Genomic DNA, 13691 nt, shown 5'->3' on the forward strand with positions numbered 1-13691 from the left:
AAGGGTCGTGAAATCTTTCTCACGCGGAGGTGACGGATGTGCGGGAAATGTTTCAATCCGTTACAGTCCCGGCTATCTGTTGGGGCGATGACAGATGCGATCCCCCTTGGGCCGACGCCCGCCGAACACCTGAATCGCGCCCGCGCCGACCTGCGCATGGGCCTGCCGGTGATTGTCTCGGGGCAGGTTCTGGCTGCGGCCGTCGAGACGCTGAGTCCCGAGCGGCTGGCGGCGATGGCGGCGCTTGGGCCGTTGACGCTTGCGCTCACGGCGCGGCGGGCGGAGACGCTGAAGGCGCGGGTCTATGATACGGATCTCGCGCGGATCGCGGTGCCGGAGGGGACCGATCTGGGCTGGCTCCGGGCGCTGGCCGATCCGGCGGACGATCTGCGGGTGCCGATGAAGGGGCCGCTGCGTTCGGAGCGGGGCGGCGATGCGGGGCTGGCCCGCGCGGGGATCGCGCTGGCGAAATCCGCGCAGCTTTTGCCGGCGGTGCTGCTGGTGGCGCTCCCCGCGCCTGCGCCCGAGGGTCTGACCCGGATCGACGCCGCAACGACGCTCGCCACGCTCGAGCAAGAGGCGATCCTTGCGCCTGTAGCCGCCGCCCGTGTGCCGATGCGCGCGGCCGAGGCCGGGCGGCTCCATATCTTCCGCCCAGACGATGGCGGCGAGGAGCATTACGCGATTGAGATCGGCACGCCGCCCCGTGACAAGCCGGTGCTGGCACGGCTCCATTCGGCCTGTTTCACGGGCGATGTGCTCGGGTCTTTGAAATGCGATTGCGGCCCGCAGCTTGACGCGGCGCTGACCCAGATGGGGCATAAGGGGGCGGGCGTGCTGCTTTACCTCAACCAGGAGGGGCGCGGGATCGGGTTGGCGAACAAGATGCGCGCCTACTCGCTGCAAGATCAGGGCTTCGATACGGTCGAGGCGAACCACCGGCTCGGCTTCGAGGATGACGAGCGCGATTTCCGCATCGGCGCGGCGCTGCTGCGCAAGCTCGGGTTCAGCTCGGTGCGGCTGCTGACGAACAACCCCGCCAAGGTGGCGATGCTTGAGGCGAACGGGATCAATGTGGTCGAGCGGGTGCCGCTCAAGGTCGGGCTGAGCCGCCATAACGCCGCCTATCTGGCGACCAAGGCGGCGAAATCGGGACATATCCTGTGATGCGGCTGACCCCGCGCGGGCTGCTCGCCTATGGCCGGACGCTTCCGGTCGAGATCGGGCGCGGCGGGCTGCGGCGCGACAAGCGCGAAGGCGACGGCGCTACCCCCATTGCGCGGCTGCATGTGGTCGAGATGCTCTACCGCGCCGACCGTCTGCCCGCCCCGCAGCCTTGGGCGAAACCCATCGGGCCGCGCGATCTGTGGTGCGATGCGTGCGAGCACCCGGACTATAACCAGTTCGTGCAGGCCCCTTTCGGCGCCAGCCATGAGGCGTTGCGCCGGGCCGATCCGCTCTATGACATCGTGCTGATCACCGATTGGAACTATCCGCAGGCCGTGCCCGGCATGGGGTCCGCGATCTTCCTGCATCAGCGCAGGCGGCAGGGCTATCCAACGGCGGGTTGTCTGGCCTTCCGGCGCGATCATCTGATCTGGCTGGCCAGCCGGATTACCCAAGGCGAGGCGCTGGAAATTCCCGATCTCGCCTGCTTTCATCAAAGGCGAAATACGGCAGCGCCCCGGTCCGCGCGCGACAAGGCCTAGCGGGCCGCGTAGTCGCGCGCCCCGAAAATCGCCGATCCAACCCGGACATGGGTTGCGCCTGCGGCGATGGCGGCCTCGAAATCGGAACTCATGCCCATCGACAACCCCGCCAGCCCGTTCCGCGCGGCCATACCGGCCAGCGCGGCGAAATGGGGCGCGGGGTCTTCGTCCTCGGGCGGGATGCACATGAGGCCCTGGACAGGCAGGTCCATCGCCCGCGCCTCGGCCACGAACGCATCGAGATCCTCGGGAAGAACCCCCGCCTTTTGCGGCTCGCGCCCGGTATTGACCTGAATGAAGAGATCGGGCGAGGCCCCGCGCGCTTGGGCGAGGTTGGCCAGTTTCGTCGCGAGCGAGGGGCGGTCGAGCGTGTGAATCGCCTCGAAAAGGTCCACGGCGATTTTGGCCTTGTTGGTTTGCAAGGGACCGATCATGTGGACAGCGACATCGGGAAAAGCCGCGCGCCAGGCGGGCCATTTGCCCTGCGCTTCCTGAACGTAGTTTTCGCCGAACAGGCGGTGGCCCTCACGCAGCACGGCCTCGACCCGCTCGGCGGGCTGGACCTTGGAGACGGCAATCAGCGCGACGGAGCCGGGGGCGCGGCCATATTTGGCCTCGGCTTCGGCGATACGGGTTTCGATCTCGTGCAGTCCCATGCGGCCCTCCTGTCTTTGGGGTCAAGACACCATGCCGGGGCCGAAAAGAAAAGACCGCCCCAAAGGGCAGCCCCAAATGAAAAGAGCGGGCCAAGGCCCGCTCTTCCCATCAAACCAATCCGTTAGGATTAGAATTTGAACGACACGCCGAGGTCTGCAACGGTTTCGTCGCCGGTTGCTTTCTCGATGCGACCAATGCCGCCTGCAACGGTTGCACCGCCGAGGTCGTAGGCAGCGCCAACACCAAATGCGTCACGGTCCACGCCAACGTCCGGGCTCGACTTACCATAAGCCGCCGAAAGCGTCAGAGCGCCGGTCTTGTAAGCACCATAGAGACCGAACGAATCGCCGGCGTCTTGGGTTGCGTAGAAGACTTGGCCGCTGAATGCGCCCATGCCGCCCGACAGTTTCACTTGAGTGGTATCTTCACCGCCCTCGTCGTTGTCGTAAGCAACCGCGATTGCAACAGTGCCAAAGTCATAGCCGACTTTCACTGCGTAGTCTTCTTCGACGGTGTTGACCGAAGCGCCAATGGTCAGAGCGCCAACCGAGTAGTCCCAGCGCGCGTCAGCCGAACCATCGTAAGCATAGGCTTCTGCAACGTCGTCGATGCCGATGCCGTCGAGACCGATGTCCGACAGGGTGTCATCATCAGACACCGGGTCGAGGCCCGAGCCGATGGTGAAGGTGCCGAACGCGCCCGAAACGAAAACGTTGCCAACAACGTCATTATCGTCAGATGCATCATCAAGGACGGTCGCGTAATCCGAGTCAAGTTGGATGCGCGCGCCGAAGGTCAGGCCGGTGTCGGTTTCGGCGGTGCCGGTGACATCCATGTCGATTTCGTACCAGCCAGCGGCTTTTTTGCCGGCGAAGGTATTGCCTTCCGAATTGTATTTGAAGCCAGCGTTAGCCGAGCCGGAGATGGTGACTTCTGCAGCGGCGATGCCAGCCGAGAACACCAGAGCGGTCGTCGCGAAGAGACACCTTGCAGCCTACGTCCCGTCGTAGGCGATTTCGTTATGCGATGACTGTTTAGGCCATCTTAATCGTCGCCCATACGGTAATCAGGCAATACACACTGCTTGATAACACACGGAGAAGGCGATGTTTTTCTCGTTCAAGAGTTACGATGAGACGCGATCAAAGCATCATCGACCTCAACCCTGCTTAACGCTGAGTTTGTTCTTCGATGAACATTACTTTCCCCATGTCAAAGTGGCGAAGAAGGAGAGCAAGCACGACTGGAGCACGTTCAATACGCACTTGCGAGCGAGCTTAGGCCACTACAAACTCGACGAATTGACCAACCCAGTGCTCGATGTTTGGGTGCGTGAGCAGGTGGTGGCTGGCTATCAGCGCAGCACCATCAACAAACACATTTTCCTCATGAACAGGCTGCTGAACTTGGCGCGGCATTGGGGCCACATTCAACATAACGCCAACCAAGTGAACCTGCGGCGACTGCCCCTTGGGGACTATAAGCAACGCTTTCTCAGTCCAGAAGAGATCGAACGCTTGCTTATCCATGCCCACCGCAGCTCCCACCCACACCTGTATAATTTCATCCGTCTTTTACTGCTGACGGGGGCGCGGAAAGGTGAGGCACGGACAATGCGGTGGCTGGACATCAACAGGGATAAAAAGATTTGGACCGTACCTGTCAGCAAAAATGGTCGGTCACGTCGTGTTGTGCTCAGCGGCGCTGCGCTAGAGGTCTTGGACGATTGCAGGGCAACAGCTGAGCGACTGGGCTTGTCAATCGAAGCCAAAGCCTACGTGTTTACCAACCCGCGCACACTCCAGCCTTACGACAGCTTCTATGCCGCATGGTATCTGGTCCGATCTGCTGCAGGGCTGGACGATGTGCGTATTCACGACCTGCGTCACACCTATGCTAGCCTTCTGGTAAACAAGGGCGTGAGCATCTACGAAGTGCAGACATTGCTGGGCCACAGCAGCGTTCAGATGACGCAGCGTTATGCCCATCTCTCCCCAGACCGCCTGCATAGTAGAGCAGAGTTGGTGGGCAAGATCGTATGTAGCAGCGGTGGCTGAGTATTTGATCCCAGCCTCACTATGCCTGTCAGCCTGTCGCTGCTGCAGCAGACAAACACCGCATAGACTGTGCAGTTTTCCGCCAAAACACGCAGCCGCTCGCGTCAGCTGTGTTGACCCCAAAACGATTGCGACCGCCACTGTAAGCGCAGCTTACAGCGCAGTTGAGGCCATTTGCTTAAGCGATATAAGGTCAGCATTGCTGTCTCTTTGTTCCGCGAGGAACACGCTACCGCCGCGACCTTAACGGAAACTCTGCCTTAACGACATTCTCGATGTACTGCTCTGCAATACGAAGGTGGCGCTGTACGGCAAGTTGCTTGGAACGCCGATTAGCCCGTTCAAGGTCGCCAACAAAATTCTCCTCAGCCTTTAACTGGGCGATAGTCGCTTGGTCGTATCGCTCTAGTCCAGTCAGTCCCGCAATATCGGCAAGGTCAGCATAGTCCGCATCCGGATTGGCTTGGCGTGCATCCCAAACCAGTAAGTGTTCATGCAGGGACCGCAGCCGTGGACGCCCAACAGGATAACAGCGATAAAGCTTGCGGATTTCCCGCTCCATCCGTTCCGGCCTGATCTTCGCCAGCGCCTCACGCACAGAATTGACCATAGCAGTGCGCGAGCGCGAGTATCCCACATGCAAGAAAATGCCCTCGCACTCGATGTGGAACTTGTCCGACAACGCAATATCTTGTGCCTCGCTGACAAAGGTGAACAGCCACAAATGTTCCCACCACCATGTGTGAAAGTCGGTGGCATGCACATCGCCAAAATGCTGGAAGAGAAGCGCATGTTCTCCTTCGCCACCACGCTCGCATGTCGCACGATATCCCTCGTGCCGTCGCAAATACTCCCACCAATAATAATAGACCGAACACTTCCAGCCCGGCGCACCCGGATATGGAGGGTCAGGTAGGCGTGGCCTGTAAGGCGCACCCGGATAATCTGGCGGCGCAAAGGGGAAGTTTTGATAGGCCGCGGTTAGTTGTTCTTTCCATCTCATCTTGACGCCAATTTTGTAAGTTCTTGAGGCAATCAATAACGGCATCAAAGCTCACGTAAAGCTTAACCCGACGCAATCTGCGTCTCTAGCTTAACAAAGGAGTAACCCATGCTGGACAAGAAGATCACCACCAACACCACCCCCGCACCCGTCGACGCGGATTATGTGTACAACAATGACAACTTTGACAGTGTTGCAGAGGCCAAGGAAGTTGCCGAACGCTGCACCACTGCCGGCGCAACGCTTGGCAAGGTCATGTACAACCCGTTTGCCCTCAATCAGCCGTCGGCCGAACGCGCCTACGCCGATGTGGAAACGATCAAACCGCGTTCGCGCGATCAGTACGTTGATCTGTTCCGCAAGACCGAGGAGCGCACCGCCCGTGCTACGTTGAAAATGTGCCGTGTCGTTTACGAAGCCAAGCAGTCCCTTGCCGAACATGACTTTGCGGATTTCTGCACCGCCATCGGCCACAAGGACAAAAGCAGCGTGATCCGCAAGTACTGCGCCATCGGCAAGCTGCAACCCCGCCTCGTCAAGCACGCTGAATACCTTCCGCACGAATGGAGCAAAATCTACACCATCACGCAAATCCCCGCCCGTCAGTTCGACAATTACGTGGAAAGCGGTTACGATTTTCGCAAGCTGAAGGGTAAGGAACTGACCGATTTGCTCGAAGCAACTCGTCAGGAAAAGCAGATTGATAAGCTGCTGCCGCGCGACAAAGACAGTCAACACTTTGTTTTTGCCAAGATTATGTTCACCAAGAGCTTTGTGGACGTGTTCGATTGGCGCATGACCCGCAAGGCGCTAGCGGAAGTGGAAAGTCGCTTGCCTATTCGTGTTCAGTTTGTTGCCGAAGCCGACCGCGCCTACGAGTGGACGAAAGCCAATCGCTTTAACGCCGCAAAGCAAAATGCTTGGGAGGTCGAATTCAACCCTTCCAAGTGGGACTATGGAGTTGACCCTATTGCTGACGCTCCTGCAGACGCTGCGGAAACCGTTGTCGTGCAAGCGGAGGTTCAAGAAGTTCCGCAATCCTAACTGTGCCAATGCAACAGCCGCGCTCTTTTGCGCGGCTGTTTGCCTTCGTCGCCCACCACGAACGTCAGCATTGCTGTCTCTTTGTTCCGCGAGGAACACGTCATCGCAGCCCTGTTCCCGTCGGCAGTGTTCCCGGCGGCTTGGGCTTAGTTCTGCGCGGAACAACAGGCTTTGGCTTTGACTTGGCTTTACAAGGCGGACACGGCGGACATGATGAACGCTGGATTATTTCGCTCACACGCATCTTTCAGCCCCGCGCCGATGGGGTGTGGCAACAGTGCCACCGTGATTTGATAAGTACTTCCCTGTTTGATTTTGTAGCACACGATTTTGCGGAACAGGGCGCCTCGCCAGTGCGTTTCTTTCCATTTCCGCGCGACAGTCTCGTGCAAGCTGTGCAAAACGCTCTGCCCAATATGCCCCATTCGCCACCGAATTGCTCGATAAGTGCAGCGCCAATCGCTGCAATCGGTCCGCGCAGAACAACAAGGCCGCTGCACTTGGCTGTCTACCTGTAAACCGTAAAGTGCGTAGATAACTCTCGCCACGTCCTAACCAGTCCCGGCAAAACTCGGCCTCGTTCCTGACCGCCCCAATTTGTCGCAATTCATCTCGAACAGCTTCAACTATCGAATTTGACACCGTTTTTTCCTCTCGTTGATAAATAAACATGTAAGCGAGTTGCGTGGTGGCGCTTGCTTATTTATCGGCGACAGGCCCTATTGCATCGCAAGATGCTCCGCAGAGACGAGCACAGGTAACGCTGTAGACGTTGGAGGTGGATGCCAAGCAGTGTTACGCCGAGCTGCTCAGCAACAACCGTCGCAGCGCCAACCTGCGGCCTATAAGTCAATTGGCAGGAATGGGACTGAGGCTTGACACATCAAGTACCCCATATGCTGCGCGGATGTCGTGTCCATAGCACCGCGCAGTTGCGTTGCGATCAACTCGTCGGCAAGCACAGGGCGCACAGCGTAACCCGCGTCCGCTGCAACAGCAGAAGGCTTGCTTATGGATCGGCGAAGCAACTCGACTGAGACTTGCTAAGCATGATGAGGCTGCATAAGCCTCATTATGGCTCACAATCTGACTGAGCCATCTCAGTTAACGAATAGGTGATCGCTCAAGTCAGTTGCGCGAGAGCGATAGCGAGACGCAGCAGATGACGTAGAGCAGTTGAGCGACGCTCAACTTGGAATTGTTCAAAAGTGATTAACACAGTGGCGGCTGGCCAAGCTCTGACTACAGCGTGGCAATATCTCATAGAATACATATTGTATGAGGGATATACTTAAGTTCTTGTTCTTATTGGTACTTTTATGAAATGCGATTTCGGTCGCCCAACCATTCTCTCAGACCATACAGTGTGTGCACATCCTTTGTGAGAGATCAGCTATGCCTGCCGCCAAACTCATCACCGAACGCGAGTTCAAGCGTGCCCTCGCTCAATGTAGCAGCCGCCGACACACTGTACGTGACCAAACAATCCTCCAACTGAGCTATTATGCCGGATTACGTGCCTGCGAGATTGCCAGCTTACGAGTAGGCGACGTGTATGACGATCAGGGCGCGGTCAAAAACAGCGTCACACTCACTTCCAGTCAAACAAAGGGACATCGTGCTCGCGTGTTCTACGTCAATCAGCGCCTCGCCCGCGTCCTGCGCGACTATCGGCAATCCATTTTGTTCCGCGAAGAACACGAACCTTTGTTCATGACACAGCAAAACAGTGCATTTTCCGCCAACACAATCAGCCAGCTGTTCCTCATTATCTATCACAGCGCGGGATTGCGTGGCTGCAGCAGTCACAGCGGCAGGCGCAGCTTCATTACGCGATTGGCAGAACAAGGCGTTGCTGTGCACTTGCTGGCTGCATTGGCTGGTCATCAGAGCATCCAAACCACCCAGCGTTACATTGCGGTCAACGATGCACTTCTTACTCGCGCAGTGGAACTGGCATAATGGCAAAGGCAGGCGCCCTTTCCGTCACACGCAAACTCGAGCGCGAACTCAAGCATAGGCTGTGGCTGCAAAAGAACTTACCAAGCAGCTCACAGCTTCGCAAATGTCAGCGCCGCATCCTCATCTTACGCACAGAACTCGCAAAAATAACGCATATGGCGGTGAATATCTGAGTCGTTTGTTCCACGAAGAACAATTGCCTTGGTCATAAACACTGTCAAAGCAACGGCGACAACTGCGGCCAATACCCGAAATAGGTCATGATCTGTTCGCAAGCATTGATGATGTGCAGCACTGCAACTGCAGCGTCATAGGGTACTATCTATTCACGTGAGAACGGTAGGAGCAAAATGAAAAGAGCGGGCCAAGGCCCGCTCTTCCCATCAAACCAATCCGTTAGGATTAGAATTTGAACGACACGCCGAGGTCAGCGACGGTTTCGTCAAGTTCGTTACGGCCAACGCCGCCCGCGAGGGTTGCGCCGCCGAGGTCGTATTTCGCGCCAACACCGTAGGCGGTGTTTGCTGCGAGATCGTTGTCAGCAACAGCTGCTTCGAGGGTCAGAGCGCCGGTGGTGTAGGCAGCGTAGATACCGTACGAGTCGCCGGTGACGTCGTCGTTGGCGTAGTACAGTTCGCCTTTGATGCCCGACACGTTGCCGGTCAGCAGGATGGCGGTCGAGTCGTTGCCGCTAAGTTCGTCGTGGTCGAAGGTGACTGCGACGCCGAAGGTGCCGAAGTCGTAGGCAGCTGCGAGACCGAAGTCTTCTTCAATCGTGTGCAGCGACACGCCGACGGTCAGAGCGCCAACCGAGTAGTCCCAGCGAGCGTCAGCCGAACCATCGTAAGCCGAAGCTTCTGCAACGTTGTCGATGCCGATGCCGTCGAGACCGATGTCGGTCAGGCCGTAGTCGTCAGCCATCGGGTCGAGGTGACCGATCGAGAAGGTGCCGAACGAGCCCGAAACGAAGACTTTCGCTGCGAGGGTTTCGTTGCCAGCTGCTGCGAGGCTGCTTGCGTAGTCGGAGTCCAGATCGAGGTCTGCGCCGAAGGTCAGGCCCGAGTCGGTTTCGGTGGTGCCGACGACATCCATGTCGATCTCGTACCAGCCAGCGGCTTTTTTGGTCGGAGCGTAGGAAACGCCGTTTTCGTTGTACTTGACGCCCATGTTGGCCGAGCCGGAGATGGTGACTTCTGCAGCGGCGATGCCAGCCGAGAACACCAGAGCGGTCGTCGCGAAGAGAACCTTTTTCATGGTTTTTCCCTCATTGTCTCTAAGGTAAGCCCCAAATCCGGGGAATCCGAATTCGGTATGGGTGTGTTTTCACCCCAAGCCGGACGTTTTGCAAACGAAACGCACGCCGCCCCGGCATTGCCCGCTATCGTGGTGCAGTCTTGCCACAGTCGCCATGGCCCGGCGGAAACCCGCCCGGCCTCTCGCGCGGGCGCGCGAGCGCGCTTTCCTTTTATGCGGCGGGGCTTTCAGGGAAAATCCTTGTCGCCCAAGGGACCATGGGCTAGAGACAGGACAGAGCCATGAGGTCAGAGCCGGGGACAGCCAATATGACGATCCGAACGATCCTGCGCAGCGGTGCACTCTTTACGATGGCGCTTGCCCTGTCGGGTTGCGGCGGTCTGTCGAGCAGCAAGCTGTTCAGCTGGGGGGGATTCTCGCGCGCGAACGAGCAGCAGCAGGTCGCGGCCAAGGCCACGCCCGACGATGGCGAGACCACGATCTGGGACCTGTTCTCGAACGCGGATGACCCCAATATCACCATCGAGGTGAACAAATATCTCTGGCAGGCTTCGCTGGAGGTGCTGAACTTCCTGCCGGTGCAGTCGGTCGATCCGTTCTCGGGCGTGATCGTCACCGGGTATGGCACCCCGCCCGGCGGCGGGCGCGCCTATAAGGCCACCGTTTACATCAGCGACCCGGCGCTGGATGCGCGTTCGCTCAAGGTGGCGCTGGAAAGCCGCGGAGGCCCGGTGCCCGCAGCCACCCAGCGCGCAGTCGAAGATGCGATCCTGACCCGCGCCCGGCAGCTGCGCATCCGCGATTCGAACCTTTAAGCACCGCGCCTTCGCCGCGACTTTCGGAAAACCCCGCCCGAGCTTGCCTCCGGCGGGGATATTTCTGGCAGAATGACGGGGGCCTCTGGACCAGTGCGGGCCTTGCGGTGTAGCAAGCCCCGGCAGAATTTCCGCATGAGGGGCCCAAGATGTCGCGCTACGCACCCAATGAGACCGAACCCAAATGGCAGGCCGCGTGGGACGAGGCCCGGGTTTTCGAGGCCAAGCACGACCCCGCGCGCGAGAAATATTACGTGCTCGAGATGTTCCCCTACCCGTCGGGCCGCATCCATATCGGGCATGTGCGCAATTACACGATGGGCGACGTGGTCGCGCGCTACAAGATGAGCTGCGGGCTGTCGGTGCTGCATCCGATGGGTTGGGACGCGTTCGGGATGCCGGCGGAAAACGCGGCTATCGAGAAAGGCGGGCATCCGAAGGATTGGACCTACGGCAATATCGCGGACATGAAGGCGCAGATGAAGCCGCTGGGCTTCTCGCTGGACTGGACGCGCGAATTCGCAACCTGCGACCCCGAGTATTACGGCATGCAGCAGGCGATGTTCATCGACATGCTCGACGCGGGGCTGGTCTATCGCAAGAACGCCATTGTGAACTGGGACCCTGTCGACATGACGGTTCTGGCCAACGAGCAGGTGATCGACGGCAAGGGCTGGCGCTCGGGGGCACCGGTGGAGCGCAAGGAACTCACGCAGTGGTTCTTCAAGATTTCCGACTTTGCGGGCGAGTTGCTGGACGCGCTTGACGGGCTGAAGGACTGGCCCGAGAAGGTGCGGCTGATGCAGGCGAACTGGATCGGCAAGTCGCGCGGTCTGCAATTCGCGTTCGATCTGGTGGGCGCGCCGGAAGGGTTCGACCGGCTGGAGGTTTACACGACCCGGCCCGATACGCTGATGGGCGCGAGCTTTGCGGGCATTTCGCCCGATCACCCGCTGGCGAAGGCGCTGGAAGCGGCGGACCCCAAGGTCGCGGCGTTTGTGGCCGAGTGCCGCAAGGGCGGCACCACCGAGGAGGCCATCGAGACCGCCGAGAAGCTGGGTCTGGATACCGGCATCCGCGTGACCCATCCGCTTGACCCGAACTGGGAGCTGCCGGTCTATATCGCCAACTTCATCCTGATGGATTACGGCACCGGCGCGATCTTTGGCTGCCCGGCGCATGACCAGCGCGACTTTGAATTCGCGACGAAATACGGGCTGCCGATCAATGCGGTCTTCGAGCCAGTCGCGGGTGAATATCCGGCGGGCGAGGCCTTTGTGCCGATGAAATCCGAGCAGGTGCGCTATGTGCGCGGCTTTGCGGGTGCCGAGGTGCAGACCGGGGATGAGGGCGTCGCCACCGCGATTGCCGCCTGTGAGGCCAAGGGCTTTGGCCAAGGCGTGACCAAGTTCCGCCTGCGCGACTGGGGGCTGAGCCGTCAGCGTTACTGGGGCTGCCCGATCCCGGTTGTCCATTGCGCATCCTGCGGCGTGGTGCCCGAGAAGAAAGAAAACCTGCCGGTGCGGCTGCCCGATGACGTGACCTTTGATCGTCCCGGCAACCCGCTGGATCGTCACCCGACCTGGCGCGAGTGCACCTGCCCGAGCTGCGGCGCACCCGCCAAGCGCGAGACCGACACGATGGACACCTTCGTGGACAGCTCGTGGTATTACGCGCGGTTCACCTCGCCGGGTGCGACGACGCCGACCGATCCGGCCGAGGCCGCCTATTGGATGAATGTCGATCAGTATATCGGCGGCATCGAGCACGCGATCCTGCACCTGCTCTATTCGCGCTTCTTCGCGCGGGCGATGGCGAAGACGGGTCACCTGCCCGAGAGCGCGATCGAACCGTTCAACGCGCTCTTCACGCAAGGGATGGTGACGCATGCGATCTTCCAGACGCGCGATGCGAATGGCCGTGCGGTCTATCATTTCCCCGAGGATGTGGATCTGACCGAGGGCGGCGCGACGCTCAGGGCCACGGGCGAGGCGGTCGAGGTGATCCCCTCGGCCAAGATGTCCAAGTCCAAGAAGAACGTGGTCGATCCGGTCTCGATCATCAGCCAATACGGCGCCGATACCGCGCGTTGGTTCGTGATGTCGGACAGCCCGCCCGAACGTGACGTGGAATGGACCGCTGCCGGGGCCGAAGCGGCCAACAAGCATCTGGCCCGCGTCTGGCGGATTGCGAACGAGATCGCCGAGGGTGCCGAGGGCGATGCCGCGCAGGATGAGGCGCTGCTGAAGGCCGCGCATAAGGCGATCGACGAGGTCACCAAATCCATCGACGGCTTTGCCTTCAACAAGGCCATCGCCGCGCTTTACGGTCTGACCAACACGATTGCGAAATCGGGCGCGTCGAACGCGGCCAAGCGCGAGGCGATGAAGATCATGGCGCAGTTGATGGGGCCGATGGTGCCGCACCTCGCCGAGGATGTCTGGGCACTGATGGGCGGCGAAGGCTTTGTCGTGAAGGCCGCGTGGCCCAAGGCGGACCCGGCACTTCTGGCCGAGGATTCGGTGACGCTGCCGATTCAGATCAACGGCAAGCGGCGCTCGGAAATCACCGTGCCCAAGGATATGCCGAAGGACGAGGTTGAAAAACGCGTGCTGGCAGAGGAGCATGTGGTCAGGGCGCTGGCCGGGGGTCAGCCCAAGAAGCTGATCGTCGTGCCGGGGCGGATCGTCAATGTGGTCATCTGATCGACGCAAATTCCTGATGCTGGCGGGCGCCGCGACACTCGGCGCCTGCGGGTTCACGCCGGCCTATGGGCCACAAGGCGGGGGCGCCACGCTGCTGGGCGGGGTCGCGCCCGACTCGCCGCAGACGCACGACGATTTCGCGCTGGTGCGGCGCCTGTCGGAGCGTCTTGGCCCAGCGCAGGCTCCGCGTTACCGGCTGGCCTATGAGATCGCGACCGATGAACTCGGTCAGGCGATCACGCCTGACGACGCCACCACGCGCTATTCGCTGCGCGGCTCCGCGCGTTACCGGCTGCATGACACGGTGACCAATGCCGTGCTGCTGACGGGCGAGGTGCGGTCCTTCACCTCTTATTCCGCGACCGGCACCCCGGTGGCCACGCAAGCCGCCGAAGAGGACGCGCATCGCCGCCTGATGCGTATTCTCGCCGATCAGATCGTGACACGGCTTCTGGCGCAGGCAGGGTCTCTGCCGCAATGAGGGG

At 60.0% G+C, this 13691-nt stretch carries 13 protein-coding genes; 8 read left to right on the forward strand and 5 right to left on the reverse strand.

Features of this window, described 5'->3' with window-relative positions; translation table 11 throughout:
* Nucleotides 1–87 precede the first annotated feature (87 nt).
* Both ribA and P0X85_RS07505 read left to right on the forward strand, forming a co-directional pair.
* Nucleotides 88–1167, forward strand: coding sequence for a GTP cyclohydrolase II (gene ribA, locus P0X85_RS07500; RefSeq protein ID WP_275810998.1), 1080 nt, complete (start codon nucleotides 88–90; stop codon nucleotides 1165–1167).
* Nucleotides 1167–1709: a L,D-transpeptidase family protein gene (locus P0X85_RS07505; RefSeq protein WP_275811482.1), complete on the forward strand. Its 543-nt coding sequence runs from the start codon at nucleotides 1167–1169 to the stop codon at nucleotides 1707–1709. Before ribA ends, P0X85_RS07505 begins: the two co-directional genes overlap by 1 nt.
* Here the strand turns inward: P0X85_RS07505 and P0X85_RS07510 are convergent.
* Both P0X85_RS07510 and P0X85_RS07515 read right to left on the reverse strand, forming a co-directional pair.
* Nucleotides 1706–2365: a YggS family pyridoxal phosphate-dependent enzyme gene (locus P0X85_RS07510; protein ID WP_275811001.1), complete on the reverse strand. Its 660-nt coding sequence runs from the start codon at nucleotides 2363–2365 to the stop codon at nucleotides 1706–1708. The two genes, P0X85_RS07505 and P0X85_RS07510, sit on opposite strands and share 4 nt — an antisense overlap.
* 128 nt (nucleotides 2366–2493) lie before the next feature.
* Nucleotides 2494–3330 carry a porin gene (locus P0X85_RS07515; RefSeq protein WP_275811484.1) on the reverse strand — a complete coding sequence of 279 codons (837 nt, stop codon included), beginning with the start codon at nucleotides 3328–3330 and terminating at the stop codon, nucleotides 2494–2496.
* A 142-nt stretch (nucleotides 3331–3472) separates the two neighbouring features.
* Between P0X85_RS07515 and P0X85_RS07520 the strand changes: the two genes are divergently transcribed.
* Entirely contained in the window at nucleotides 3473–4423 is a 951-nt protein-coding gene (locus tag P0X85_RS07520; RefSeq protein ID WP_275811005.1) for a tyrosine-type recombinase/integrase, read from the forward strand.
* 229 nt (nucleotides 4424–4652) lie between these two features.
* Here P0X85_RS07520 and P0X85_RS07525 read toward each other — a convergent pair whose 3' ends face one another.
* Nucleotides 4653–5471, reverse strand: coding sequence for a hypothetical protein (locus P0X85_RS07525; RefSeq protein ID WP_275811009.1), 819 nt, complete (start codon nucleotides 5469–5471; stop codon nucleotides 4653–4655).
* Between the two features lie 63 nt (nucleotides 5472–5534).
* Here P0X85_RS07525 and P0X85_RS07530 point away from each other — a divergent pair, with 63 nt between their 5' ends.
* Nucleotides 5535–6470, forward strand: a complete 936-nt coding sequence (locus tag P0X85_RS07530; protein ID WP_275811012.1) for a hypothetical protein — start codon at nucleotides 5535–5537, stop codon at nucleotides 6468–6470.
* Nucleotides 6471–6704: 234 nt separating this feature from the next.
* Here the strand turns inward: P0X85_RS07530 and P0X85_RS15160 are convergent, their stop codons facing one another.
* Complete coding sequence (locus tag P0X85_RS15160) at nucleotides 6705–7142, reverse strand: DUF6626 family protein (RefSeq protein ID WP_420851800.1); 438 nt, start codon at nucleotides 7140–7142, stop codon at nucleotides 6705–6707.
* Nucleotides 7143–7865: 723 nt separating this feature from the next.
* Here P0X85_RS15160 and P0X85_RS07540 point away from each other — a divergent pair.
* Nucleotides 7866–8432 (forward strand): tyrosine-type recombinase/integrase, encoded by a 567-nt coding sequence (locus P0X85_RS07540; RefSeq protein WP_275811019.1) that lies wholly within the window; start codon nucleotides 7866–7868, stop codon nucleotides 8430–8432.
* A gap of 402 nt (nucleotides 8433–8834) precedes the next feature.
* On the opposite strand, the gene P0X85_RS07545 is transcribed toward P0X85_RS07540, so the two are convergent.
* The gene (locus P0X85_RS07545; protein ID WP_275811022.1) at nucleotides 8835–9686 is read right to left on the reverse strand and encodes a porin; all 852 of its coding nucleotides are present in this window, start codon (nucleotides 9684–9686) and stop codon (nucleotides 8835–8837) included.
* Nucleotides 9687–9967: 281 nt separating this feature from the next.
* On the opposite strand from P0X85_RS07545, the gene P0X85_RS07550 reads away from it, so the two are divergent.
* The 3 genes from P0X85_RS07550 to lptE all read left to right on the forward strand — a co-directional run bounded on the left by P0X85_RS07550 (nucleotide 9968) and on the right by lptE (nucleotide 13687).
* Nucleotides 9968–10501, forward strand: coding sequence for a DUF3576 domain-containing protein (locus tag P0X85_RS07550; RefSeq protein WP_420851801.1), 534 nt, complete (start codon nucleotides 9968–9970; stop codon nucleotides 10499–10501).
* 149 nt (nucleotides 10502–10650) lie between these two features.
* Entirely contained in the window at nucleotides 10651–13206 is a 2556-nt protein-coding gene (gene leuS / locus P0X85_RS07555) for a leucine--tRNA ligase (RefSeq protein ID WP_275811025.1), read from the forward strand.
* Nucleotides 13193–13687, forward strand: coding sequence for an LPS assembly lipoprotein LptE (lptE, locus tag P0X85_RS07560; protein WP_275811028.1), 495 nt, complete (start codon nucleotides 13193–13195; stop codon nucleotides 13685–13687). The genes leuS and lptE overlap by 14 nt, the downstream gene beginning before the upstream one ends.
* Nucleotides 13688–13691 lie beyond the last annotated feature (4 nt).

Source organism: Pseudothioclava nitratireducens, from assembly GCF_029210495.1.
In the GTDB taxonomy this organism is placed as follows: Bacteria; Pseudomonadota; Alphaproteobacteria; order Rhodobacterales; family Rhodobacteraceae; genus Pseudothioclava; species Pseudothioclava nitratireducens.